Origin of the sequence: Phycicoccus sp. M110.8, assembly GCF_032464895.1 — a bacterium.
In the GTDB taxonomy this organism is placed as follows: domain Bacteria; phylum Actinomycetota; class Actinomycetes; order Actinomycetales; family Dermatophilaceae; genus Pedococcus.
This window is the reverse complement of the sequence record NZ_JAWDIC010000005.1, coordinates 33,839-56,840: the sequence shown is the minus strand read 5'-3', so window position 1 is coordinate 56,840 and position 23,002 is coordinate 33,839. Positions and strand designations below refer to the sequence as shown.

General features: G+C 72.9%; 26 protein-coding genes. 7 read left to right on the top strand and 19 right to left on the bottom strand.

From position 1 onward, the window contains the following. Nucleotides 1-26 precede the first annotated feature (26 nt). The 11 genes from gmk to pyrR form a co-directional block, all read right to left on the bottom strand. Nucleotides 27-611, bottom strand: a complete 585-nt coding sequence (gene gmk / locus RKE38_RS18615; RefSeq protein WP_316008970.1) for a guanylate kinase — start codon at nt 609-611, stop codon at nt 27-29. Continuing rightward, nucleotides 608-925, bottom strand: coding sequence for an integration host factor, actinobacterial type (gene mihF, locus RKE38_RS18610; RefSeq protein ID WP_310157435.1), 318 nt, complete (start codon nt 923-925; stop codon nt 608-610). Before mihF ends, gmk begins: the two co-directional genes overlap by 4 nt. A 145-nt stretch (nt 926-1,070) precedes the next feature. Further along, nucleotides 1,071-1,934: an orotidine-5'-phosphate decarboxylase gene (gene pyrF, locus RKE38_RS18605; RefSeq protein WP_316008969.1), complete on the bottom strand. Its 864-nt coding sequence runs from the start codon at nt 1,932-1,934 to the stop codon at nt 1,071-1,073. A 1-nt stretch (nt 1,935) separates the two neighbouring features. Continuing rightward, nucleotides 1,936-2,922, bottom strand: a complete 987-nt coding sequence (locus RKE38_RS18600; RefSeq protein ID WP_316008968.1) for a dihydroorotate dehydrogenase — start codon at nt 2,920-2,922, stop codon at nt 1,936-1,938. Next, entirely contained in the window at nt 2,922-3,821 is a 900-nt protein-coding gene (locus tag RKE38_RS18595; RefSeq protein WP_316008967.1) for a dihydroorotate dehydrogenase electron transfer subunit, read from the bottom strand. The genes RKE38_RS18600 and RKE38_RS18595 overlap by 1 nt, the downstream gene beginning before the upstream one ends. After that, on the bottom strand, nt 3,818-7,123 hold the full coding sequence (gene carB, locus RKE38_RS18590) for a carbamoyl-phosphate synthase large subunit (protein WP_316008966.1): 3,306 nt from the start codon (nt 7,121-7,123) through the stop codon (nt 3,818-3,820). Before carB ends, RKE38_RS18595 begins: the two co-directional genes overlap by 4 nt. Beyond that, the gene (gene carA, locus RKE38_RS18585; protein WP_316008965.1) at nt 7,120-8,322 is read right to left on the bottom strand and encodes a glutamine-hydrolyzing carbamoyl-phosphate synthase small subunit; all 1,203 of its coding nucleotides are present in this window, start codon (nt 8,320-8,322) and stop codon (nt 7,120-7,122) included. The genes carB and carA overlap by 4 nt, the downstream gene beginning before the upstream one ends. Further along, nucleotides 8,319-8,978 (bottom strand): hypothetical protein, encoded by a 660-nt coding sequence (locus RKE38_RS18580; protein WP_316008964.1) that lies wholly within the window; start codon nt 8,976-8,978, stop codon nt 8,319-8,321. Before RKE38_RS18580 ends, carA begins: the two co-directional genes overlap by 4 nt. After that, nucleotides 8,975-10,264 (bottom strand): dihydroorotase, encoded by a 1,290-nt coding sequence (locus RKE38_RS18575; RefSeq protein ID WP_316008963.1) that lies wholly within the window; start codon nt 10,262-10,264, stop codon nt 8,975-8,977. Before RKE38_RS18575 ends, RKE38_RS18580 begins: the two co-directional genes overlap by 4 nt. After that, nucleotides 10,264-11,271, bottom strand: coding sequence for an aspartate carbamoyltransferase catalytic subunit (locus RKE38_RS18570; protein WP_316008962.1), 1,008 nt, complete (start codon nt 11,269-11,271; stop codon nt 10,264-10,266). Before RKE38_RS18570 ends, RKE38_RS18575 begins: the two co-directional genes overlap by 1 nt. Further along, entirely contained in the window at nt 11,268-11,795 is a 528-nt protein-coding gene (gene pyrR, locus RKE38_RS18565) for a bifunctional pyr operon transcriptional regulator/uracil phosphoribosyltransferase PyrR (protein ID WP_316008961.1), read from the bottom strand. The genes RKE38_RS18570 and pyrR overlap by 4 nt, the downstream gene beginning before the upstream one ends. A 362-nt stretch (nt 11,796-12,157) precedes the next feature. Between pyrR and RKE38_RS18560 the strand changes: the two genes are divergently transcribed. Together RKE38_RS18560 and RKE38_RS18555 are read left to right on the top strand one after the other, a co-directional pair. Beyond that, nucleotides 12,158-13,033: an NAD(P)-dependent oxidoreductase gene (locus RKE38_RS18560; RefSeq protein ID WP_316008960.1), complete on the top strand. Its 876-nt coding sequence runs from the start codon at nt 12,158-12,160 to the stop codon at nt 13,031-13,033. A gap of 150 nt (nt 13,034-13,183) precedes the next feature. Further along, nucleotides 13,184-14,131, top strand: coding sequence for a plastocyanin/azurin family copper-binding protein (locus RKE38_RS18555; protein WP_316008959.1), 948 nt, complete (start codon nt 13,184-13,186; stop codon nt 14,129-14,131). A gap of 109 nt (nt 14,132-14,240) precedes the next feature. Here the strand turns inward: RKE38_RS18555 and RKE38_RS18550 are convergent, their stop codons facing one another. Genes RKE38_RS18550 through efp form a run of 3 tightly spaced genes read right to left on the bottom strand, consistent with a single transcriptional unit; the run spans nt 14,241 to nt 15,810 of the window. Then, nucleotides 14,241-14,810, bottom strand: coding sequence for a GNAT family N-acetyltransferase (locus tag RKE38_RS18550; RefSeq protein WP_316008958.1), 570 nt, complete (start codon nt 14,808-14,810; stop codon nt 14,241-14,243). Between the two features lie 24 nt (nt 14,811-14,834). Then, a complete protein-coding gene (nusB, locus tag RKE38_RS18545) occupies nt 14,835-15,248 on the bottom strand; it encodes a transcription antitermination factor NusB (RefSeq protein WP_316008957.1) in 414 nt (137 codons plus the stop codon). Between the two features lies 1 nt (nt 15,249). Continuing rightward, nucleotides 15,250-15,810 (bottom strand): elongation factor P, encoded by a 561-nt coding sequence (gene efp / locus RKE38_RS18540; protein WP_316008956.1) that lies wholly within the window; start codon nt 15,808-15,810, stop codon nt 15,250-15,252. Nucleotides 15,811-16,026: 216 nt separating this feature from the next. Here efp and RKE38_RS18535 point away from each other — a divergent pair, with 216 nt between their 5' ends. Then, a complete protein-coding gene (locus RKE38_RS18535; RefSeq protein WP_316009136.1) occupies nt 16,027-16,968 on the top strand; it encodes an aldo/keto reductase in 942 nt (313 codons plus the stop codon). A 93-nt stretch (nt 16,969-17,061) separates the two neighbouring features. Here RKE38_RS18535 and RKE38_RS18530 read toward each other — a convergent pair whose 3' ends face one another. Beyond that, nucleotides 17,062-17,232, bottom strand: coding sequence for a hypothetical protein (locus RKE38_RS18530; protein WP_310157469.1), 171 nt, complete (start codon nt 17,230-17,232; stop codon nt 17,062-17,064). Nucleotides 17,233-17,359: 127 nt separating this feature from the next. Between RKE38_RS18530 and RKE38_RS18525 the strand changes: the two genes are divergently transcribed. Together RKE38_RS18525 and RKE38_RS18520 are read left to right on the top strand one after the other, a co-directional pair. Then, complete coding sequence (locus tag RKE38_RS18525; protein WP_316008955.1) at nt 17,360-18,004, top strand: GNAT family protein; 645 nt, start codon at nt 17,360-17,362, stop codon at nt 18,002-18,004. 45 nt (nt 18,005-18,049) lie between these two features. Then, nucleotides 18,050-18,289: a hypothetical protein gene (locus tag RKE38_RS18520; RefSeq protein ID WP_316008954.1), complete on the top strand. Its 240-nt coding sequence runs from the start codon at nt 18,050-18,052 to the stop codon at nt 18,287-18,289. A gap of 96 nt (nt 18,290-18,385) precedes the next feature. On the opposite strand, the gene aroB is transcribed toward RKE38_RS18520, so the two are convergent. Genes aroB through aroC form a run of 3 tightly spaced genes read right to left on the bottom strand, consistent with a single transcriptional unit; the run spans nt 18,386 to nt 21,251 of the window. Beyond that, nucleotides 18,386-19,468: a 3-dehydroquinate synthase gene (aroB, locus tag RKE38_RS18515; protein WP_316008953.1), complete on the bottom strand. Its 1,083-nt coding sequence runs from the start codon at nt 19,466-19,468 to the stop codon at nt 18,386-18,388. Next, nucleotides 19,465-20,031, bottom strand: a complete 567-nt coding sequence (locus RKE38_RS18510; protein ID WP_410055485.1) for a shikimate kinase — start codon at nt 20,029-20,031, stop codon at nt 19,465-19,467. The genes aroB and RKE38_RS18510 overlap by 4 nt, the downstream gene beginning before the upstream one ends. After that, complete coding sequence (gene aroC / locus RKE38_RS18505) at nt 20,028-21,251, bottom strand: chorismate synthase (protein ID WP_316008951.1); 1,224 nt, start codon at nt 21,249-21,251, stop codon at nt 20,028-20,030. The genes RKE38_RS18510 and aroC overlap by 4 nt, the downstream gene beginning before the upstream one ends. Nucleotides 21,252-21,401: 150 nt before the next feature. On the opposite strand from aroC, the gene RKE38_RS18500 reads away from it, so the two are divergent. Continuing rightward, nucleotides 21,402-21,689, top strand: a complete 288-nt coding sequence (locus tag RKE38_RS18500) for a hypothetical protein (protein WP_316008950.1) — start codon at nt 21,402-21,404, stop codon at nt 21,687-21,689. 156 nt (nt 21,690-21,845) lie between these two features. After that, the gene (locus RKE38_RS18495; protein WP_316008949.1) at nt 21,846-22,109 is read left to right on the top strand and encodes a DUF1905 domain-containing protein; all 264 of its coding nucleotides are present in this window, start codon (nt 21,846-21,848) and stop codon (nt 22,107-22,109) included. Between the two features lie 83 nt (nt 22,110-22,192). On the opposite strand, the gene RKE38_RS18490 is transcribed toward RKE38_RS18495, so the two are convergent. Then, nucleotides 22,193-22,963, bottom strand: coding sequence for a DUF2071 domain-containing protein (locus RKE38_RS18490; protein ID WP_316008948.1), 771 nt, complete (start codon nt 22,961-22,963; stop codon nt 22,193-22,195). Between the last annotated feature and the right edge of the window lie 39 nt (nt 22,964-23,002).

Sequence of the window (23,002 nt, the reverse complement as noted above, 5' to 3'; positions counted from 1 at the left end):
GCAGTCGCTGTCTCGGGACAGCTCGGTCAGTGGGTCCGCATCAATGATACGAGTTCTTCGGCAGCCCGACGAACGTCGTCGTTGACGATGGTGACGTCGAACTCCTTCTCGGCGGCCATCTCCACCTTGGCCGTCTCGAGCCGGCGGGTGCGCTCCTCCTCGTCCTCGGTGCCCCGGCCGACGAGCCGGCGCACCAGCTCGTCCCAGCTCGGGGGCGCCAGGAAGACGAACAGCGCCTCGGGCATCGTCTGGCGCACCTGGCGCGCGCCCTGCAGGTCGATCTCGAGCAGGGCCATGCGGTGCGCGGCCAGCGCGTCCTCGACCGGGCGACGCGGCGTGCCGTAGGAGTTCCGGCCGTGCACGACGGCGGACTCCAGCAGCTCGCCGTCACGGTCCATCCGGGCGAACTCGCCGGCGTCGACGAAGTGGTAGTGGATGCCGTCCTCCTCCCCCGGGCGGGGGCGGCGGGTGGTGGCGGAGACGCTCAGCCAGACGTCGGGGAAGTGGTCGCGGACGTATGCCGAGACGGTGCCCTTGCCGACCGCGGTGGGGCCGGCGAGGACGACGAGGCGGTGGGCCCGGTCGGTGTCCCCTGGAGCGGACCCGCTCACGCCTCGTCGAAGCGGGTGAGCAGCGCGGAGATCTGGTTCGCGCCGAGGCCACGGACGCGCCGGCTCTCGGAGATGCCGACCTCCTCCATGATCTGGCGGGCGCGCACCCGGCCCACCCCGGGCATGGACTCGAGGAGGGCGGAGACCTTCATCTTGCCCACGACCTCGTTCTCCTTGCCGTCAGCGATGACCTCCTTCAGCGACCCCTGGGCGTACTTGAGGCGGTTCTTCACCGCTGCACGCTCCCGTCGGGCGACGGCGGCCTTCTCCAGGGCGGCAGCTCGCTGCTCCGGCGTCAACGGGGGAAGGGCCACGGCTGCGTCTCCTTGTGCGGACGTGCTTGGTGCACGCGAGTCGGTTCGGGGGGTGGGGTGGCACTGACTCTAGCAACCGACGGGGAAGTCTTCTCCCCGGCGCCTGCCGCGCCTGTCGGCCGCGCCGGTCAGCCGGCCGCGCCGGTCAGTGCAGCAGCGCGGCCATGGCCTGGCTGGTCGACCGGACCCGGTCGCGCAGCGCGGACACGTCCGGGCCCGCCGACAGGACCTCACGGCTGCTGGCCGGGAGGACGTTGGGAAGGGCGTCGCCGAAGACCCGCCGCAGGTCGTCGCTCGTGCCGCCCTGGGCACCCACGCCGGGGGCCAGGAGCGGCCCGTTGACGGCGGCGAGGTCGAGCTGGAGCTCCTGGACGGCGGTGCCGACGGTGGCGCCCACGACCAGTCCGACGCTGCCGAGCTCGCCCCGCTCCCCCGCGGCGGCGTTCTCGGCGGCGGCGCTGCGCACGATGCCCTCCGCCACGCTGGTGTCGCGCAGTCGCGCGTGCTGCACGGTCCGGCCCTCGGGGTTGGACGTGAGCGCCAGGACGAAGACCCCGCGACCGGTCTGGGCGGCCAGGTCGAGGGCCGGGCGCAGCGACTCGAACCCGAGGAACGGGCTCAGGGTCACGGCGTCCCCGGGCGCCACGGCGTCCTTGCCGAGGAACGCCTCGGCGTAGGCCGCCATCGTGCTCCCGATGTCGCCACGCTTGGCGTCCACGAGCACGAGGGTGCCGGCCTCGTGCAGCGCACGGGTGGCGCGCTCGAGGACGGCGACCCCGGCGGAGCCGAAGACCTCGAAGAAGGCGGACTGCGGCTTGACCACGGCCACGTGCCCGGCGAACGCCTCGACGCAGGTCTCGGTGAACCGGGTCAGGCCCTCGAGGTCGTAGGTCAGGCCCCACGACTCGACGAGGGTGCGGTGCGGGTCGATGCCCGCGCACAACGGCCCGTGGGCCCGGGTGGCGGCGCGGAGCCGCTGGCCGAAGGTGGTCTCGCTGGTACCGCTCATGTCACGCCATCCTCTCGTGGGCGATCCCGACGACGTCCGACAGCCGGGAGAACCCCTTCTCGTGCAGCAGGTCCCTGAGCTCGCGTCCGACGCGGACCGGGGCGTTGGGGTCGTTGAACGCCGCGGTCCCGACTTGGACCGCCGAGGCGCCCGCGGCGACGAGCTCGAGGGCGTCGCGACCGGTGCGCACCCCCCCGACGCCGATGACCGGCACCTCGGGCAGCCGCCCGTCGCGCATGGCGGCCCGGGTCTGCCAGATGGCTCGGACGGCCACCGGGCGGACGGCCGGGCCCGACAGGCCGCCCGTCACGCCGGCGACCTGGGGGCGCAGCAGGTCGGTGTCGATGACCATGCCGAGCAGGGTGTTGATCATGGTCAGCCCGTCGGCGCCGGCCTCGACCGCCGCCTGCGCCACGGTCACGATGTCGGTCACGTCGGGCGTGAGCTTGGCGAAGATCGGCACCTCAGGTGGCAGCTGGGGTCGGACCTGCGAGAGCACGTCGGCCGAGGCGGCCGGGTCGCAGGCGAAGACCAGGCCGCGGTTGGCGACGTTGGGGCAGGAGATGTTCACCTCGACGCCCACGACGGCGGCGAACGCCTCGCTGGCCGCCAGCCGCGCCGCGACGTCCGCGAACTCGGCGCTCGTGCCGCCGGCGATCGAGACCAGCACCCGGGCGCCGTTCTCGTGCAGCCACGCCAGGTCCTGCTCGACGAAAGCGGTGATGCCCGGGCCCTGCAGGCCGATCGAGTTCAGCATGCCCGAGGGCGTCTCGGCCATCCGCGGCGTGCCCCGGCCGGACCGGGGGTCGGCCATGACGGACTTGGTGACGAAGGCGCCGAGCTCGCGCAGGTCGAAGAAGCGGGCGAGCTCCTTGCCGTTGGCCGCGCAGCCCGAGGCCGTCATCATCGGGCTGGGCAGCCGCATGCCGGCGAGGTCCACCGACATGTCGACAGCGGTGGTGGCGGCGGGGGCGGCGGTGGTGGTCATCAGTGGCCTCCCGTCCCCGGCGCCCCGACGGCGTCGTCGGGCACCCGGCACAGTCCGTCCGAGAACGCGTCCCAGCGCACCCGGTCGCCACGAAACACCGGCCCCTCGACGCACGAGCGCACCATCCGCGTCCGACCGTCGTCACCGACGACCGGCATGACGCAGGTCATGCAGACCCCGACACCGCAGGCCATGGACTCCTCGACCGCGACGTGGGCGGTGGCGCCCTCGGCGGCCGCCACGTCGGTGATCGAGCGCAGCATGCCCATGGGGCCGCAGCCGTAGACGTTCCCGCCCCCGCCGGCACGGCGGATCGCCTCGGGCAGCACGTCCGAGACCCAGCCGCGGGTCCCCTCGGACCCGTCGTCGGTCGTCACGGTGACGCCGTCCGCGACCTCGCGGGCCTCCTGCACCCCGAACAGCTTCGACGCGGTCGCGGCCCCGAGCACCACCTCGACGTGGCACCCCCGGGCGCGCAGCGACCGGGCCAGCCAGGCGAGCGGTGCGCTGCCGTAGCCGCCGCCGACGAGGACACACCCCACCGGCTCCTCGGGCACCGGGAACTCGCGACCGAGCGGCCCGATCACGTCGACCTGGTCGCCGGCGCGCAGTCCCGCGAGCCACTCCGTGCCCGCGCCGACGGGCGAGATGACGACGTCGACCGTGTCGGCCGCCGGGTCGGCGCGGTGGATGGAGAAGCAGCGGCGGAGCAGGTTCGCGCTCGTCGGGCCACCCACCGCCAGGGCGACGAAGTGGCCGGGCCGCGCGTGCTCAGCGAGCCCGGGCACCTCCAAGGTCAGGTGGTGGTAGGCACCGACCCGCTCGTTCGACACGAGCCGCCCGGTCCCCTGGACGACGGCTGCGTCCCCGACGGCCGTGCCCTGGGCGACGTCGCTCACCGGCGAGCCTCCACGGCATACAGGTCGAGGTCGCGCGCGTGCTCCTGCAGCGGCTTGACGCGGTACTCGCCCTGGAGCTGGGCCTCGATGCCCTGCACCGCGGCGGCGAGCTCCTGCACGGTGGTGACGATGGGCTTGTCCATCGACGTCGTGGCCGCGCGGATCGCGTAGCCGTCGGCACGCGCGTTCGGGCCGCTGGGTGTGTTGACCACCATCGCGATCTCACCGGCGAGGATGAGGTCGACGATCGACTGGTCGACCTCGTCGCGCTCGCTCACCTTGTGCACGACCTCGGACGCGATCCCGTTGCGGCGCAACACGTCTGCGGTGCCCGTCGTCGCCACGATCGTGAAGCCGAGGTCAGCGAGGCGCTTCACCGGGAAGATCATCGCGCGCTTGTCGCGGTTGGCGACGGAGACGAAGACCTTGCCCGACCGCGGCAGGCCCGACCCGGCGGCCAGCATGCCCTTGGCGAACGCCGTGCCGAAGTCCTCGTCGATGCCCATGACCTCGCCGGTCGAGCGCATCTCCGGCCCGAGCAGGCTGTCGACGACCTGGCCGTCGCGGGTGCGGAACCGCTTGAACGGCAGCACCGCCTCCTTGACCGCGACCGGGGCGTGGCTCGGCATCGAGCCGCCGTCGCCGTGGGCCGGCAGCAGCCCCTCCTCGCGCAGCTCCTTGATCGTCGCGCCGAGCATGACCCGGGCCGCGGCCTTGGCCACCGGCACGCCGGTCGCCTTGGCGACGAAGGGCACCGTCCGCGAGGCGCGCGGGTTGGCCTCGAGGACGTAGAGGACGTCCTGGGCGAGGGCGAACTGCACGTTCATGAGCCCGCGCACCCCGATGCCCTCGGCGAGCCGCAGCGTCGCCTCACGCACCCGCTCGAGCTCGGCCACGCCGAGCGTCACCGGCGGCAGGGTGCACGCCGAGTCGCCGGAGTGGATGCCGGCCTCCTCGATGTGCTCCATGATCCCGCCGAGGTACATCTCGGTGCCGTCGTAGAGCGCGTCGACGTCGATCTCGATCGCGTCGTCGAGGAACCGGTCGACGAGCACCGGGTGCTCCGGGCCGGCCACCGTGGCGCGGGTGACGTACGCGGACAGGGTGTCGTCGTCGTAGACGATCTCCATGCCGCGACCACCGAGGACGTAGGACGGGCGCACCAGGACGGGGTACCCGATCTCCTGGGCGACCGCGACCGCCTCGGTCGCGCTGTATGCCGTGCCGTGGCGCGGCGCGGGCAGGTTCGCCTCGGCGAGCACGCGGCCGAAGGCACCGCGGTCCTCGGCGAGGTCGATGGCCTCCGGGCTGGTGCCGACGATCGGGACCCCGGCCTCCTTGAGTGCCTTGGCGAGGCCGAGAGGGGTCTGACCGCCGAGCTGGACGATGACGCCCGCGACCGGGCCGGCCTGCTGCTCGGCGTGGACGACCTCGAGCACGTCCTCGAGCGTGAGCGGCTCGAAGTACAGCCGGCTGCTCGTGTCGTAGTCGGTCGAGACCGTCTCGGGGTTGCAGTTGACCATCACGGTGTCGTAGCCGGCCTCGCGCAGGGCGAAGCTGGCGTGCACGCAGGAGTAGTCGAACTCGACCCCCTGGCCGATCCGGTTCGGGCCGCTGCCGAGGATGATGACGGCCGGCTTCTCGCGCGGCTCCACCTCGGTCTCCTCGTCGTAGGACGAGTAGTGGTACGGCGTCTGCGCCGCGAACTCCGCCGCGCAGGTGTCGACGGTCTTGTAGACCGGGCGCACCCCAAGGGCCTGGCGCACGCCGCGCACGACCGCCTCCGGCATACCGCGCAGCGAGGCGAGCTGCCCGTCGCTGAAGCCGTGCCGCTTCGCCAGCCGCAGCAGCCTCGGCGTCAGCTCGGGAGCCGCGGCGATGCGGTCGGCGAGGGCGTTGACGAGCGCGATCTGGTCGAGGAACCACGGGTCGATGCCCGTCTCGTCGTGCACCTCCTCGACCGAGAGGCCGCCGCGCATCGCCTGCTGCACGGTGACGAGGCGGCCGTCGGTGGGCGTCTTCGCGGTGTGCAGCAGGGTGCGGGCCTGCTCCTCGCTCGGCGTGGGGCCGTCCCAGTGGAACGCGCTGTCCTTGCGCTCGATCGACCGCAGCGCCTTCTGCAGGGCCTCGGTGAAGTTGCGGCCGATCGCCATCGCCTCGCCGACCGACTTCATCGTCGTGGTGAGGGTCGGGTCGGCGGCGGGGAACTTCTCGAACGCGAACCGCGGCACCTTGACCACGACGTAGTCGAGCGTCGGCTCGAAGCTCGCGGGCGTCTCCCGCGTGATGTCGTTCGGCACCTCGTCGAGGGTGTAGCCGATCGCCATCTTCGCGGCGATCTTGGCGATCGGGAAGCCGGTCGCCTTCGACGCCAGCGCCGAGCTGCGCGACACGCGCGGGTTCATCTCGATGACGATGATCCGCCCGTCGTCGGGGTTGACGGCGAACTGGATGTTGCAGCCGCCCGTGTCGACGCCGACCTCGCGGATGATCGCGATGCCGAGGTCGCGCAGCCGCTGGTACTCGCGGTCGGTGAGGGTGAGCGCCGGCGCGACGGTGATCGAGTCGCCGGTGTGGACGCCCATCGGGTCGAGGTTCTCGATCGAGCAGACGACCACGACGTTGTCGGCGTGGTCGCGCATGACCTCGAGCTCGTACTCCTTCCAGCCGAGGATCGACTCCTCGAGGAGCACCTCGGTGACCGGGCTGTACTGCAGTCCGGCGCCGCCGATGCGGCGCAGGTCGGCCTCGTCGTAGGCGAAGCCGGAGCCGAGGCCGCCCATGGTGAACGACGGGCGCACCACGACGGGGTAGCCGAGGTCCTCGGCCGCGGCGAGCAGCTCGTCCATGCTGTGGCAGATCGTCGACCGCGCGGACTCGCCGCCGCAGCGCTCGACGACGCCCTTGAACTTCTCGCGGTCCTCGCCGAGCTGGATCGCCTCGACGTTGGCGCCGATGAGCGGGCAGTTGTACTTCTCGAGGACGCCGGCCTCGTGCAGCGCGATGGCGCAGTTGAGGGCGGTCTGGCCGCCCAGGGTCGCGAGCACCGCGTCGGGCCGCTCGCGGGCGATGATCGACTCGACGACCTCGGGGGTGATCGGCTCGACGTAGGTCGCGTCGGCGAACTCCGGGTCGGTCATGATCGTCGCCGGGTTGGAGTTGACCAGGACGACCCGGATGCCCTCCTCGCGCAGCACCCGGCACGCCTGGGTGCCGGAGTAGTCGAACTCGCACGCCTGCCCGATGACGATCGGCCCGGAGCCGATCACCAGGACGCTCTTGATGTCGTCGCGCTTGCTCACGCGCGGTGTCCCTTCTCCTTGTTGCCCTGCATGAGGGAGATGAACCGGTCGAACAGGTAGGCCGCGTCGTGCGGGCCCGCCGCCGCCTCGGGGTGGTACTGCACCGAGTACGCCGGGAGGTCGAGGCACTCCAGGCCCTCGACCACGTCGTCGTTGAGGCACACGTGCGAGACCCGCACCCGGCCGTATGCGGTGCCGTCCGCGGCGTCGCTGGGCGCCGGGACCCCCTCGGGGTCGAGCGGCGCGTCGACCGCGAACCCGTGGTTGTGCGCCGTCACCTCGACCTTGCGGGTCGTCCGGTCCATGACCGGCTGGTTGATGCCGCGGTGGCCGTACTTGAGCTTGTAGGTGCCGAAGCCGAGCGCACGCCCGAGCAGCTGGTTGCCGAAGCAGATCCCGAAGAACGGGATGCGGGCGCCGAGCACCTCGCGCAGCACCGCGACCTCGGCATCGGCCGTGGCCGGGTCGCCGGGGCCGTTGGAGAAGAACACGCCGTCGGGGCCGTGCTCGCCGCCGACCCGGCGCACCTGCTCGAAGGTCGTGGTCGCCGGGAGCACGTGCACCTCGATGCCGTGCTGCGCCATGAGGGCCGGCGTCATCGACTTGATGCCGAGGTCGACCGCGGCGACGGTGAAGCGCTTCTCCCCCACCGCCGGCACGACGTACGGCTCGCGGGTGGTGACCTCGGCGGCGAGGGCGGCGCCCTCCATCAGCGGTGCGGAGACGACCTCGGCGACGAGCGCCTCGACCGGCTCGGAAGCGCGCGCCCCGGAGAAGATCCCGACCCGCATGGCACCGCGCTCGCGCAGGTGCCGGGTCAGCGCGCGGGTGTCGATGCCGCTGATGCCGACCACGCCCTGGGCCTCGAGGTCGTCCTCGAGCGACTGCTGCGAGCGCCAGTTCGACGGTCGCAGGGCGGGGTCGCGGACGACGTACCCGGCCACCCAGATGCGCCGCGACTCGGGGTCCTCGTCGTTCACGCCGGTGTTGCCGACGTGCGGGGCCGTCATCACGACGACCTGGCGGTGGTAGCTGGGGTCGGTGAGGGTCTCCTGGTACCCGGTCATGCCGGTCGAGAAGACGGCCTCGCCGACCGTGCTGCCGGTGGCGCCGTAGGCCTCGCCACGGAAGACCCGGCCGTCCTCGAGCACCAGCACGGCGTCGTCGCGGTCGAGGTCCAGCTGTGCGGCCACACTCATCGGGTGGTCCCTCCTTCGGGTGCCGTGGGCTCCTGCCCCTGGTCGGTGTCTGTGTGGGTGTCTGTGTCGGTGTCTGTCGCTGTGTCGACCGCGGGGTCGGCAGGCTGCGTCTCGGCGGCGTCGCTGCTGTGCCACCACAGCGCGGACTCGACCCGGTCGACGTCGGCGCGGTAGCGCGGGAGGAAGCCGGTCTCGTAGACGGCGCCGTCCTCGGCGCGCCACTGCAGGACGAGGAGGCGGTTGGCCCCGATGAACTTGCCCGCCATGCCGCGGTCGCGGCGCACGCTCACCAGCCGGCTGCCGGGCACGACGACCGTCGACTCGCCCTGGCGGTCGATCCGGACCAGCTGGTCGGGGTTGCCCCGGTTGACGGTGAGCGTCGCCCGGGACCGGTTGCCCAGGCCCTCCACGGCGACCCGCTCGAGCCGGCTCTCCGCCGTCGTCGTGCTGATGTAGGTGCCCTCCACGACCAGGCTGTGCCCGCGCTGGTCGTCCAGGGCGGGGGCGGCCGGCGCCGCGTCCTCGGTGCGGTGGCGCTCGACGGCGATGACCGCGGAGGCGTTGCGGCGGCGCTTGCGCAGCCACGCGGCATACAGCAGGGCGTAGACCAGGCCGAGGGCCACGAGCATGATCCCGACGGCCTGCAGTCGCGTCACGCGAGGGCTCCCTTCTGGGCGGTGACCCGGCCGCGCAGGACGGTGGCGTGGACGGCGCCCCGGAAGGTGCGCCCGTGCCAGGGGTTGTTGCGCGACAGCGAGAGCGAGGCGCTGCGGTCCACCGTGACCTCGGCGGTCGGGTCGACCAGGGTGAGGTTCGCGGGCGATCCCGGCTCGAGCGGTCGGCCGTGCTCCTCGAGGCCGGCAATGCGGGCGGGGGCCGTCGACATGACGCGGGCCACGCCGGCCCAGTCGAGCAGCCCTGACCCGACCATCACGTCCGCGACCACCGACAGGGCCGTCTCGAGGCCGAGCATGCCGAACGCCGCGTCGACGAAGGCGTGCTCCTTGTCGTGGCGGGCGTGCGGGGCGTGGTCGGTGGCCACGGCGTCGATGGTGCCGTCCGCGAGCGCGGCCCGCAGGGCGTCGACGTCCTCCTTCGGGCGCAGCGGCGGGTTGACCTTGTAGACCGGGTCGTAGCCGGCGAGCAGGTCGGTCGTCAGCAGCAGGTGGTGCGGGGTCACCTCGGCGGTCACGTCGATGCCCTGGGCCTTCGCCCAGCGGACCACCTCGACCGTCCCGGCGGTGGACACGTGGGCGACGTGGACGCGCGAGCTGGTGTGCCGCGCCAGCATGACGTCGCGGGCGACGATGCTCTCCTCGGCGATGCCGGGCCACCCCGGCAGGCCGAGCCGGCCGGACAGCTCGCCCTCGTGGGCGCACGCCGAGCTCCCCGCGAGGTGCGGGTCCTGCGCGTGCTGGGAGACGACGCCGCCGAACGCACGGACGTACTCCAGGGCCCGGCGCATCACGCGCGAGTCGGCGACGCAGTGGCCGTCGTCGGAGAAGACGCGCACCGCCGCCCGGGAGCGGTGCATGAGGCCGAGCTCGGCGAGCTCCTCGCCGGCCAGGCCCTTGGTGACGGCACCCACCGGCACGACGTCGACCAGGCCGGCCGCTCGCCCCAGGTCGAGGATGCGCTCCGCCGCCTCGGCGGTGTCGGTCACGGGCGTGGTGTTGGCCATGGCGAGGACGGCGGTGTAGCCACCCACCGCCGCGGCGGCCGACCCGGACGCGATCGTCTCGGCGTCCTCGCGGCCGGGCTCGCGCAGGTGGGTGTGCAGGTCGACCAGGCCGGGCAGCGCGACCAGCCCGTCGGCGTCGAGCACGTCCGCGCCCTTGGCGGAGCGGATCGAGCCGACCTGCGTCACGACGCCGTCCTCGACGAGCAGGTCCTGGGCCCCCTGTCCGAGCAGGTCGGCCCCGGTCACGAGCAGCGCGGGCATCAGGCGTCCTCTCCTTCGCTTCCGGCGAGCAGGTGGTAGAGCACGGACATCCGCACCGCCACCCCCGCGCTGACCTGGTCGAGCACGAGGCTCTGGGCGGCGTCCGCGGCGTCGGCCGCGATCTCGAGGCCGCGGTTCATCGGGCCCGGGTGGCAGATGACGGCGTCGGGGTTCGCCGCGGTGAGCGCGTCGAGCCTGGCGCGGGTCAGGCCGTAGCCGACGGTGTACTCACGGGCCGTCGGGAAGAACCCGCCGCTCATCCGCTCGCGCTGCACCCGCAGCATCATCACCGCGTCGGCGGTCGGCAGCACGGCGTCGAGGTCGTGGCTGAGCGCGAAGCCGTCGCGCTCCGACCAGGCCCGGATGCCGCTCGGCATGAGGGTCGGCGGTGCGACGAGGGTGACCCTCGCCCCCAGGGTCCGCAGGGTGATGAGGTTCGAGCGGACCACCCGCGAGTGGGTGAGGTCGCCGACGATCGCGACGTGCCGCCCCTCGAGGCTGCCCAGCCGGTGCTCCATCGTGTACGCGTCGAGCAGGGCCTGCGTCGGGTGCTCGTGCGTGCCGTCCCCGGCGTTGACGACGTGGGCGTCGACCCACTGGCTGACCTGGTGGGCGGCGCCGCTGGCGGAGTGCCGGATGACCAGGGCGTCGACGCCCATCGCCGCCACGGTCATCACCGTGTCGCGCAGCGACTCGCCCTTGGACGTCGAGGAACCCTTGCCGCTGATGTTGATGACGTCGGCGGAGAGCCACTTGCCGGCGATCTCGAAGCTGCTGCGCGTGCGGGTGGAGTCCTCGAAGAAGAGGTTCACCACGGTCCGGCCGCGCAGGGTGGGCAGCTTCTTGACCTCGCGCTTCTGCACGGCGTGCATCTCGGCGGCGGTGTCGAGCAGCTCGCGCACCTGCTCGCGGGTCAGGTCGGCAGAGGACAGCAGGTGCCGTCGTGGACGTGCGCCCGTGGCGCCGTTCGTCGTGGCCAGGCCCGCAGTCGGGGCGGTGGTGGTCATCGGGGCTCCCCTCCGGCGATGGTGACCTGGTCCTCGACGCCGTCGGGCTCGGCGAGGCGCACCCGGACCTTCTCGCTGCTCGAGGTGGGCAGGTTCTTGCCGACGTGGTCGGCGCGGATCGGCAGCTCACGGTGGCCGCGGTCGACGAGGACCGCGAGCCGGACGACGCGCGGGCGGCCCAGGTCCGAGAGGGCGTCGAGGGCGGCCCGCACGGTGCGGCCCGAGTAGAGGACGTCGTCGACCAGCACGACGACCTTGTCGTCGATGCCCGTGGCCGGGATGTCGGTGTGCATCGGGCTGCGGGTCGGCTGCCGGCGCAGGTCGTCGCGGTGCATCGTGACGTCGAGGGCGCCGACGGCGACCGGGACGCCCTCCACCTCCTCGATGAGGGCGGCGAGCCGGCGCGCCAGCACGACGCCCCGGGTGGGGATGCCGAGGACGACGAGGTCGGCAGCGCCCTTGTTCCGCTCGAGGATCTCGTGGGCGACCCGGCGCAGGACCCGGGAGACGTCGGCGGCGCTCATGACCGAGCGCTCGTCGGCGGCCGGCCCGGGTGAACCGGGTGTCGCAGGAGTGGCGGAGCCTGCGGGAGCGGAGGGCTCGACCGCGGCGGGTACAGCTGAGTCTGGACGCATGACGGCGTCTGGACCTCCTTCCCTGCCTCACGGGACAGGTCGTTAAAGGATGTCGTTCGCGAGCAACTGTAACGGGTCGCCCGGCGGGGACGCGACGCGGCCCACCCGCTGGACCCAGGCTGGGCGTGGATGGCGACCAGACCGTGCGTGCGGGGCGACGACCTCCCGCGCCGGGGTGCGGTGGCGTCCCGCAGCGGGTAGGACCGAGGGGTCCCGACCGGGACCTCGAGTCGACACCGACAGGAGAGACGATGACGAGCACCCCGACCGTCGCCGTGCTGGGCACCGGCATCATGGGCGCAGGGATGGCCCGCAGCCTGCGCCGGGCCGACCTGCCCGTCCGCGTGTGGAACCGCAGCCGGGAGAAGGCCGAGCCGCTCGCGGAGGCCGGTGCCACCGTGTGCGACACCGCCGTCGGGGCCGTCGACGGCGCCGACGTCGTGGTCACCATGCTCTACGACCACGAGGCGGTCCGGTCGACGGTCGAGCAGTGCGCGGACGCCTTCGGGGCCGACACGGTCTGGCTGCAGGCGTCGACCGTCGGCGTTGCGGGCACCGAGGCCCTCGCGTCCCTCGCCGTCGAGCGGGGCATCGCCTTCCTCGACGCCCCGGTGCTGGGGACGAAGGACCCGGCCGAGAAGGGCGCCCTGGTCGTCCTGGTCTCCGGCGACCGCTCGCTCGCCGACCGCGCTCAGCCCGTCCTCGACGCCGTCGGATCACGCACCATGTGGGTCGGGGACGTACCCGGCGCGGCGAGCCGGCTCAAGCTCGCGGTCAACTCGTGGGTGGCGACGATCAACGCCGGTGTCGGGCAGGCGCTCGCCCTGGCCGAGGGCCTCGGCGTCGACCCGCGGCTGTTCCTCGAGGCGATCGGCGGCGGCCCCACCGACACCCCTTACGCCCAGCTCAAGGGGGGTCTGGTGCTCGAGCGTGCGTACTCCCCCGCGTTCGCCGTCGACAACGTCTCCAAGGACGTCGGGCTGATGGTCGAGGCGGCGACCTCGGCGGGGGTGGACACGCGCGTCCTGGAGGCGCTGGCGGCGGCATACGCCCGCGCCACGGAGCAGGGGCACGGTGGGGACGACATGGCGGCGGTCGCCGAGGTGTTCCGGGTGCGACGGGGATGACTGCCCGGGCCGTGGCGCGTAGTCCTTCGGCATGATGACGCGCCACCGGCCCGCGAGGACCGTGTGACGTGGACTGCCCGCGGTGAAGGGTCACGAGCGATCCGTCAGGGGGTCGCACCCCGTGGCCCCGTTCACCCCAGGAGCACCGCCATGCACAGGATCGGACTATTGCGACGCCTTGCCCTCGCCGTCGCCGGAACCACCGCACTCGCCATCCCCGTCGCCCTCGCACCGTCGGCGTCGGCGGCCACCCCGGTCACCTGGCACGTCCGGGTGGGGGCCGAGTCGCCGGACATGGCCGTCAGCGCGATGGCCTTCCTGCCCAAGGAGGTCTGGGTCGACGCCGGCGACACGGTCCACTGGACGTCCGGGAGCGCCGAGCCGCACACGGTGACCTTCCTGGCTCCCGGTACCTCGCTGCCGCCGTTGAACCCGTTCGACCCCACGCAGGTCACCAGGCAGGGCGGCACGACGGAGGACGGCACGGCATACACGAACTCCGGGATCATGGCCACGCAGCCGATCTTCACGTTCACCGACCCGGCCACCAGCTACGACCTGACCTTCCCGACGACCGGCAGCTTCACGTACTACTGCCTCGTGCACGGCGAGATGATGTCCGGCACGGTCCACGTGCGGGCAGCGGGCACGCCCTACCCGTACACCCAACAGGACTACGACCGGGTCGGCACCGCGCAGGCCCAGGCGGACCTCGCCGCGGGCCGGGACGCGTGGCGGGCGTCGAAGCAGGCCCACGCGACCACCGGCCACTCGGTCGAGGTCGGCATCGACGGTGACGGCTTCTCGGTGATGCGGTTCGTGCGCGACCACGTCGTCGTCCACGTCGGTGACACCGTCTCGTTCACCACCATGGGCGAGGCACCCCACACCGTCACGTTCGGGCAGGAGCCGCCCATCCCGGCACTCTTCGGCCCCTCGGGCGACCCGGCACACTACGCCGGCGGCGACCTGAACAGCGGCCTGCTCGCACCGGGCGTCCCGTTCTCCGTGACCTTCACGGCGACGGGCACCTTCCACTACATCTGCGCCATCCACGACGGCATGGGCATGGTCGGGGACGTCCTCGTCGAGCCCTGAGCCCCGCCGCACGCGAAGGTTGGCCCAAGATCCGCCCTGCCAGTGAAGGTTCACTCGCAAGAGGAATCTTGGGCCAACCTTTCGCGGGGCCCGGGCCACGACAGGAGGCTCAGCCCAGGTGGCGCACCATGGCGACGCGCCGGCCGGCCTGCGGGAGACCGATCCGGGCCTCGGCCTGCAGCATCGGCGCCATCCACGCGGGGTCAGGCACCAGCTCGACGAACCCGAGCCGGGCGTAGAAGGGTCCGTTCCACGGGATGTCGGCGAAGGTGCGCAGCGTGACGCGGTCGAAACCCCTGTCCCTGACCTGCGCGCACACCTCCTCCACGAGGGCGCTGCCGATCCCCCGGCGGCCGTGGTCCGGGTGGACCGCCAGCTGCTCGAGGTGCGCGCGTGCCCCACCCGGGCCGTCGCCGTCCCCGTCGAGCAGCAGCACGTGCGCGAACCCGAGGACCGGGTCACCCGCGACCACCGGATCACCCGCGACGAGCAGGAACCCCGGCTCGGCGGCGCGGGCCTCCCCCCTGGGCGGCTCGCCCCACAGGCTGGTGTCCACGACCGGGTCGAACACCCGGTCCGCGGCGGACTCCACCGCAGCCAGCTGCAGCAGGTCGGCGGAGGTCGCCGGCCGCACGGCATACCGGATCGCGCTGCGCCCGGCCGCGGCATCTCCAGTCACGGCGCGCCCGTCACGGCACGGGCTTCAGGCCAGGGTCGGCTTGACCTCGGCCAGCCGGCCGAGCAGGCCGTTGACGAACTTGGGGCTGTCGTCGGTCGACAGGGTGGTCGCCAGCTCGACGGCCTCGGAGATCGCCACGCCCTCGGGCACGTCGTCGCCGTACAGCACCTCGAACGCACCGAGCCGCAGGATCGCCCGGTCGACGCTGGGCATGCGCTCGAGCGACCAGCCCTGCGAGTACGTCGTCAGCAGCTCGTTGATGTCGGTCCAGTGCGCGACGACACCCTCGACGAGGTCGGCGGTGTACTGGTTGAGCGGCGCCTCTGTGACCGGCTTCGCGAGCCGCTCGGCGAGCAGGTCGCGGGCGTTGAGCCCGCGCTGCTCGGCCTCGAAGAGGATGTCGACGGCGCGCTTGCGCGCCTTGGAGCGAGCAGCCACCTCAGCTCACGCGGCCGAGGTACGAGCCGTCGCGGGTGTCGACCTTGACCTTGGTGCCCTGCTCGAGGAACAGCGGGACGTTGATCGTCGCACCGGTCTCGAGGGTGGCCGGCTTGGTGCCACCGGTCGAGCGGTCGCCCTGCAGGCCCGGCTCGGTGTAGGTGATCTCGAGGACGACCGAGGCCGGCAGCTCGACGTAGAGCACGGTGCCGTCGTGGGTCGCGACCTGGGCGGTCTGGTTCTCGAGCAGGTAGTCCGCGACGCTGCCGACGGTGGCCTCGGGGATGTGGATCTGGTCGTAGGTGTCGCCGTCCATGAAGACGAAGTCGCTGCCGTCCTTGTACAGGTACTGCATGTCGCGACGGTCGACGTTCGCGGTCTCGACCTTGACGCCCGCGTTGAAGGTCTTGTCGACGACCTTGCCGGACAGGACGTTCTTCAGCTTGGTGCGCACGAAGGCCGGGCCCTTGCCGGGCTTGACGTGCTGGAACTCCACGACGGACCAGAGCTGGCCCTCGATGTTGAGCACCATGCCGTTCTTGAGGTCGTTGGTCGATGCCACGGGGAAGTCGCTTTCTCGTCGGTGGGCGCGGGCCGGTGGGCGCCGCCGCCGGTCTCGGTATGCCGCGTGGCTCGGCGCGCGCGGCAGTCCCGGAAGTTCGGTGCGGGGATCGGCGGACAGTCTAGCCGCCGGGCCCGGCCTGCCCCGAATCGCCGTCCTGCCTAGGGTGGGTCCGTGACGAGCACCGGCCACGACGCCCGCAGCACCGAGACCGCGATGACCTACCAGCCCCTGGGCGACAGCGGGCTCGTGGTGAGCAGCCTCGGACTGGGGTGCAACGCGTTCGGCCGCCGGGTCGACCAGGACGGGGTGGCGGCCCTGCTGCGCGCCTCACGGGATGTGGGGCTGACGCTGCTCGACACCGCGGACATCTACGGCGGACGTCCCGGGCAGAGCGAGTCGATGCTCGGCGAGGCCCTGCAGGGGCAGCGCGACGAGTTCGTGCTCGCCACGAAGTTCGGGATGGACATGCAGGGGGCCAACGGCGAGGACTTCGGGGTGCGCGGGTCGCGCCGGTACGTGCGCCGGGCGGTCGAGGCCAGCCTGCGACGGCTGCGGACCGACCACATCGACCTCTACCAGCTGCACCGGCCCGACCCGGTGACGCCGCTGGAGGAGACCCTCGAGGCGCTGACCGACCTGGTCCGCGAGGGCAAGGTGCTCTACGTCGGGTGCTCCAACTTCGACGGCTGGCAGGTGGCGGACGCCGCGTGGATGTCGCAGACCGCCGGGCTGGCGTCCTTCGTGTCGGTGCAGAACGAGTACAACCTGCTCGACCGCGAGATCGAGACCGAGGTCGTGCCGGCGTGCGAGCGCTTCGGCCTCGGCATCCTGCCCTTCTTCCCCCTCGCCCATGGGCTGCTGACCGGCAAGTACCGCAGGGGCGAGACCGCGCCGGCGGGGTCGCGGGCGGCCCTGGAGTCCGACCGCGCCGGCTGGCTGGCGGACGCGGACTGGGACCGGATCGACGGGCTGGAGCGCTTCGCGGCCGAGCGGGACCTCGAGCTGCTGGACGTCGCCATGGGCGGGCTGGCGGCGCAGCCGGCCGTGGCGTCGGTCATCGCCGGTGCCACCCGGCCCGAGCAGGTGCTCCGCAACGCCCAGGCCATCGCCTGGGAGCCGACCGCCGCCGACCTCGCCGAGCTGAACGAGCTCTGAGCCCGAGGGCACTCCCCTCGGCCCGGCGCTGGCACAGACCGCACCCCGAGGTCGCGGCATGACCCCGTGACACCGGGGGCCGGCTGGCGCCGTCTACGTCCAGGAGCCGCCGTTGCCCCAGCCGGCACCGGGGTGGACGTGCACCTCGTCGTCCTGCCACGCCTCGTTGCGTCGCCCACGCAGGCGCCGGACGATCCCGTACCCGATGAGGGCCGCGAACGCAGCCACCCCCAGCCCGAACACGGCATACAGGAACACGCCCATGGCCACCCCCTCGAGACGAACCGTTCACGTCCACGGTAGCCCTCGAGATCGGATGCGGGAGCGGAAACGGGCAGGCGCGCTCGAAACGCGCGCGCGGCCGGTCGTCGCGATGGGGCAGGATCCGGGGGTGCTCGCTGACCTCTGGCCGACGTTCGGCCTCGTCCTGACCACCCCGCGGCTCACGCTGCGCCTCCCCTCGACGGACCAGCTCGTCGCCCTGGCCGAGGTGGCGGCCGAGGGGGTTCACGGCCCGGACGAGCGCCCGTTCCTCACGCCCTGGACCGAGGGCAGCCCCGCGGACAGGGCGCGCGGCGTACTGGAGGGCCACTGGTACCGGCTCGGCACGTGGGAGCAGGACAGCTGGGGCCTCGGCATGGCCGTCATCGACGAGGCCGGGACACCCATGGGGATCGCGACGTTGAGGGCGCGGGACTTCCGCGTCACCCGCGAGGTCACCACCTCCTCGTGGCTGGGTGTGCGCTTCCAGGGTCAGGGGTACGGCACGGAGGCGCGCACCGCGCTGCTGGCCCTCGCCTTCGACCACCTCGGCGCCACCGACGCGACGACGGAGGTGTTCCAGGACAACCACGCCTCGCAGGGGGTGTCGCGCAAGCTCGGCTACGAGCCGGACGGCATCTCGCGCGACCGCCGCGGCGACGAGGTGCTGGTCTCGGACCGCCTGCGGCTCACCCGTCCCCGCTGGGACTCCCTCACCAGCCGCGTCCCGGTCCAAGTCTCCGGCCTCGAAGCTGCGCAGGACATGTTCTCCTGACCGAAACCGCTGCGCTGGAACGCAAACCGGAGCTACCGTCCGCTCATGCCGTTCGTGGTGCTGGGGGTGGCCACCGTGTTGCTGTATGCCGGGGTGGGCGGCTGGATGTCCCGCGTCGCGCGGCGCGATCCTGCCCGCAGCTTCGCGATCGGCAGGTATGGACGCATCCGGCGGCGCGACGTCACCGCCGCCGAGTGGATCCGCCGCTATCTGCCCTGGGGGCTCGGCGCCGGCCTCCTGACCATCCTCTTCGGCATCGTCATCCTCGAGTTCGGACGGCGCTGAGCCGTCGGACCTCTGCGCCCGCCCGGCTCGGCGCTGGCGCGACTCGGCGTCGCGTGCCACGGTCCCGGCGCCGGCACACGGCTCGCCCCACCGACTTCAGTCGCGGGAGACCTCGGCGTACGCGGCCTGCAGCAGGGCCGGGTCCGGCCCCTCGAGCCGGGTCGGCTTGGCGATGTCGGTGAGCACGACGAACCGCAGCAGCGACCCGCGCGACTTCTTGTCCCGCTTCATCGCGTCGAGCAGCTGGGGCCACCGGTCGCCGCGGTAGGTCGTGGGCAGCCCGAGCGAGGAGAGAATGGCGCGGTGCCGGTCGACGACCGCCTCGTCGAGGCGTCCGGCCAGCCGCGCGAGCTCGGCGACGTAGACCATGCCGATGGCGACGGCCGCACCGTGCCGGAAGGCGTACCGCTCGACCTGCTCGACGGCGTGCCCGAAGGTGTGGCCGTAGTTGAGGATCTCGCGCAGCCCCTGCTCGGTGAGGTCCTGCCCGACGACGTCGGCCTTGACCTGCACGGCCCGCTCGATGAGCTCGCGCACGTGCGGCCCGGTCGGCGTCGACACGCCCTCGGGGTCCGCCTCGACGAGGTCGAGGATGACCGGGTCGGCGATGAAACCGCACTTGACGACCTCGGCCAGCCCCGCGACGAAGTCGTGCCGCGGCAGTGTCTCGAGGGTCGCGAGGTCGCAGAGGACCCCGGCGGGCGGGTGGAAGGCTCCCACGAGGTTCTTGCCCTCAGGCGTGTTGATGCCGGTCTTGCCGCCGACGGCTGCGTCGACCATCCCGAGCAGGGTGGTGGGCACGTGCACGACCTTCACACCGCGCAGCCAGGTCGCTGCCACGAAGCCGGCGAGGTCGGTCGTCGCTCCCCCGCCGACAGCCACGACGGCGTCCGAGCGCGTGAAGCCCGCCTGCCCGAGGACACCCCACAGGAAGGCGGCGACCTGCGCGGTCTTGGCCTCCTCCGCGTCGGGCACCTCCGCGGCATACGCCTCGTAGCCGTGCCCGGACAGGGCGTCGCGCACCCCCTCGCCGGTCGCCGCGAGGGCCCGCGGGTGGACGACGAGGACGCGCTGGACGGACTCGCCCAGCAGGGCCGGCAGCTCGTCGAGCAGCCCGGTGCCGACGAGCACCTCGTACTCGCCTCCCACGCTGATGCGGGTCGTCTCCTGCGTGCTCACCGTTCTCCGTCCTGGGCGTGCGTGTGCGTGGTGTCGTCCGCCGCGCGCTCACCCAGCAGCGCGAGGATCTCCTCGACGATGGCTGCCGGCTTGCGGCCCGCGGTGTCGACGCGGTGGGTCGCGAGGCGCTGGTAGACCGGGCGCCGCTCGTTCATCATCTTCGTCCACGTGGCCCGCGGGTTGACCATGAGCAGCGGCCGGTTCCCGCCGTCGAACCCGATCCGGCGCGCGGCGTCAGCGATCGCGACGTCGAGGAAGACCACGACGTGCCCCGCCAGCAGCTCCTGCGTCGCCGGGTCCATCGGCGCCCCGCCACCGAGCGAGACGACGCCGTCACACTCGGCGAGGGACCGCGTCACCTCTGCCCGCTCGAGGTCGCGGAAGTGGGCCTCGCCGTGGTCGACGAAGATGTCCGGGATCGACTGCCCGGCGCGCTCCTCGATGGCGGTGTCGGTGTCGTGCCACGGCACGTCGAGAGCGCGCGCGAGGCGCCGGCCGATGGTGCTCTTGCCCGCCCCGGGCGGTCCGATGACCACCACCCGCGGACGCAGGGGTGCGTTCACCACGTGCGCATGGCCTCCGGGATCGAGGCGAGGTATGCCGCGTGGTTGCGTGCGGTCTCGGCCACTGAGTCCCCGCCGAACTTCTCCAGGCACGCCTCCGCCAGGACCAGGGCGACCATCGCCTCGGCCACCACGCCGGCTGCCGGGACGGCGCACACGTCGGACCGCTGGTGGATCGCCTTGGCAGCCTCGGCGCCGGTGGTGTCGACGGTGTCGAGGGCGCGCGGCACGGTCGAGATCGGCTTCATCGCAGCACGCACCCGCAGCACGTCACCGGTGGACATGCCGCCCTCGGTGCCGCCCGCACGGCCGGTGCGACGCCTGATCGTCCCTTCGGCGTCGCGCTCCATCTCGTCGTGCGCGGCCGAACCCCGCCGCGCGGCCGTGCGGAACCCGTCGCCCACCTCGACGCCCTTGATCGCCTGGATCCCCATGAGGGCGCCGGCGAGACGCGCGTCGAGGCGACGGTCCCAGTGCACGTGCGAGCCCAAGCCCGGCGGCAGGCCGTAGGCGAGGACCTCGACGACCCCGCCGAGCGTGTCGCCGTCCTTCTTGGCGGCCTCGACCTCGGCGACCATGGCGGCGCTGCCGGCGGCGTCGAGGGTGCGCACCGGGTCGGCGTCGACCTCCTCGACCTGGTCCGGGGTGGGCAGCGGCGCCTCGTCGGCGACGCCCGCGGTGCCGATCGCGACCGTGTGCGAGACGAGCCGGATGCCGTACGCCTGCTCGAGGAACCGCGACGCGACCTCGCCGAGCGCGACCCGGGCGGCAGTCTCCCGGGCGGAGGCGCGCTCCAGCACCGGGCGGGCGTCGTCGAAGCCGTACTTCTGCATGCCGACGAGGTCGGCGTGGCCGGGACGCGGGCGGGTGAGCGGCCTGTTGCGCGCGACCTCCTTCTCGGCGTTGACGTCGTCGGCGGCGGCGTACGCCTCGTCCGAGACCGGGTCCGCGGCCATGACGGTCTGCCACTTGGGCCACTCGGTGTTGCCGACCCGGATGGCGACGGGCGAGCCCATCGTCACCCCGTGGCGCACCCCGCCGAGGAACTCCACCTCGTCCTGCTCGAACTTCATCCGGGCCCCGCGGCCGAAGCCGAGGCGACGGCGGGCCAGGGCGGCGGCGACGTCCTTGGTGGTCACCTGCACGCCGGCCGGCAGCCCCTCCATCGTCGCGAGCAGGGCGGGGCCGTGGGACTCACCTGCGGTCAACCAGCGGAGCATGTCCCGATCCTCCCACGGGCACCACCGCACCCGACGAGGGTGCTCTCACCGTGGACCCCGGTCTCCCGCGGGCGGCGGACCCCGGTCTCCCGCGGGCGGCAGACCGCGGACTCCCGCAGGCGGCGGCGACGCGTGCGAGGATGCGGCACCATGGCCGCCCCAGACACGCCCAGCACGCCCGGTGCGGTGCATCGGCGCCGGTCGGGGGTGCTGCGCAGCGCAGCGCAAGCAGCCCTGTGCGTCCTGGGCCTGCTCGCCGGCTGCGTGGTCGGTTCCCTCATGTTCTGGGTGGCGCCGCTGACGCTGGCCCTGGCGGGTGGTCTCGTGCTCGCAGCCCGGGTCCTTGCAGGCCCGTGGTGGAAGCCGCTGCTGTGGGGGTCGGCGGTCGGGCTGTGCGTCCCGTTTCTCCTGGGGCAGCTGCTGCCGTTCGGCGGGTGACCGGGGCAACCTCGTCGCCGCGCAGTGAGCAGTGACGTCGCGCCCTTCCCGAGCGGGGACGTCGCGCCGGGGACGGACGTCGACCCTCCCGACCTCGCAGGCCCGGACCGGGCGGATCGCGGCGGATGGGTGCACCGCGGGATCTATCGTGAACGCATGACGACCTTCCGCACGGTGCTCCAGGCGACAGGCGGCAACAACGTGGGCATCGTCGTTCCCGAGGAGACGGTGCTCGCCTTCGACCGCGGGAAGCGGGTCCCCGTCGTGGTGACGATCGACGGCGACTACACCTACAGGACGACCATCGGGGTGATGGGAGGCCGCTACCTCGTCTCGTTCAACGCGGAGACCCGCAAGCAGACGGGACGCGGCGCGGGCGATGAGGTCGAGGTGGAGCTGGTGGCCGACCCGGACCGCTGAACCTCGGTCGTGGTCTGCCGCGAGGCGCGCGTGGCGACGTCGAACACTGCGCGCCCCCTGGTCGGCATCAGCCGGCGTTCGTCCTACGAGGATCCGACCGTCGATGCCGTCGGCTCGAGCGGCGTCAGCGGTTCCCACGTGACGGGGACACGCCGCATGACGAGCGCGCAGTCGAGCTGCGCAGACCCGTCAGGGAATGCCGACCGGTCGGAGAAGAACGAGGAGTGCGCCTCCAACACCTCGGCCGGGTCAACTCGCCAGGCGTTGGTGCGCAGGGCGAGCCCGTCGAACCGCCCGGGATCGCGTGTGCCTGAGTACCCGACCGACCCGCGCTCGAAGAAGGCCGAGGCGGCAGCCACGTCGGCGAACAGCCTGCTGCCGCGCAGCTGGTCCGTGATGCCGACAGCCACGCTGACCTCGGCACTCCCGTCGCGGGCTGCGAAGGCCACGCGCATCCGCTCGGTCGACTCACTGACGTCGAAGTCGGCACGGTGGTGCTCACCGGGGAACAGGCGCCCACCGACGAGGACGTTGACCGGTGAGCTGCTGTCTCGTCGGGGGATGTAGACGCCGGTCCGGATCCCACGCGGGGAGTCCCACTCCACCGCAACGCGGTGGGCAGCGTTCTCGCTGCGCAGGCCGACCCACGCGGGCAGCCCGCGCGGGCGCATCGAACCGAGCCGGATCAGGCAGATCCCGGCGACGGCATACCCGTCGACGATCTGGGGTCGGAACCCCGGCGGCAGCAGGCGGCCGATCACGGTGGGGTCGACCCGGAAGTTGACCAGCAGCCGGCGCTCGACCTCTCCCGCCAGGCTGGGCGGTCTCAGCGCGAAGGTCCCCACCCCGGTCACGGGTCGGAGACTACCGACTCCGGCGCCCCCACGTCCTCG

Excerpts from the sequence above, each read along its gene's own strand:
- pyrF (WP_316008969.1), bottom strand. The coding sequence starts at position 1,934 with ATGAGCGGTACCAGCGAGACCACCTTCGGCCAGCGGCTCCGCGCCGCC.
- RKE38_RS18600 (WP_316008968.1), bottom strand. The coding sequence starts at position 2,922 with ATGACCACCACCGCCGCCCCCGCCGCCACCACCGCTGTCGACATGTCG.
- carA (WP_316008965.1), bottom strand. The coding sequence starts at position 8,322 with ATGAGTGTGGCCGCACAGCTGGACCTCGACCGCGACGACGCCGTGCTG.
- RKE38_RS18575 (WP_316008963.1), bottom strand. The coding sequence starts at position 10,264 with ATGCCCGCGCTGCTCGTGACCGGGGCCGACCTGCTCGGACAGGGGGCC.
- RKE38_RS18570 (WP_316008962.1), bottom strand. The coding sequence starts at position 11,271 with ATGACCACCACCGCCCCGACTGCGGGCCTGGCCACGACGAACGGCGCC.
- pyrR (WP_316008961.1), bottom strand. The coding sequence starts at position 11,795 with ATGAGCGCCGCCGACGTCTCCCGGGTCCTGCGCCGGGTCGCCCACGAG.
- RKE38_RS18560 (WP_316008960.1), top strand. The coding sequence starts at position 12,158 with ATGACGAGCACCCCGACCGTCGCCGTGCTGGGCACCGGCATCATGGGC.
- RKE38_RS18555 (WP_316008959.1), top strand. The coding sequence starts at position 13,184 with ATGCACAGGATCGGACTATTGCGACGCCTTGCCCTCGCCGTCGCCGGA.
- RKE38_RS18535 (WP_316009136.1), top strand. The coding sequence starts at position 16,027 with ATGACCTACCAGCCCCTGGGCGACAGCGGGCTCGTGGTGAGCAGCCTC.
- RKE38_RS18530 (WP_310157469.1), bottom strand. The coding sequence starts at position 17,232 with ATGGGCGTGTTCCTGTATGCCGTGTTCGGGCTGGGGGTGGCTGCGTTC.
- RKE38_RS18520 (WP_316008954.1), top strand. The coding sequence starts at position 18,050 with ATGCCGTTCGTGGTGCTGGGGGTGGCCACCGTGTTGCTGTATGCCGGG.
- aroC (WP_316008951.1), bottom strand. The coding sequence starts at position 21,251 with ATGCTCCGCTGGTTGACCGCAGGTGAGTCCCACGGCCCCGCCCTGCTC.
- RKE38_RS18500 (WP_316008950.1), top strand. The coding sequence starts at position 21,402 with ATGGCCGCCCCAGACACGCCCAGCACGCCCGGTGCGGTGCATCGGCGC.
- RKE38_RS18495 (WP_316008949.1), top strand. The coding sequence starts at position 21,846 with ATGACGACCTTCCGCACGGTGCTCCAGGCGACAGGCGGCAACAACGTG.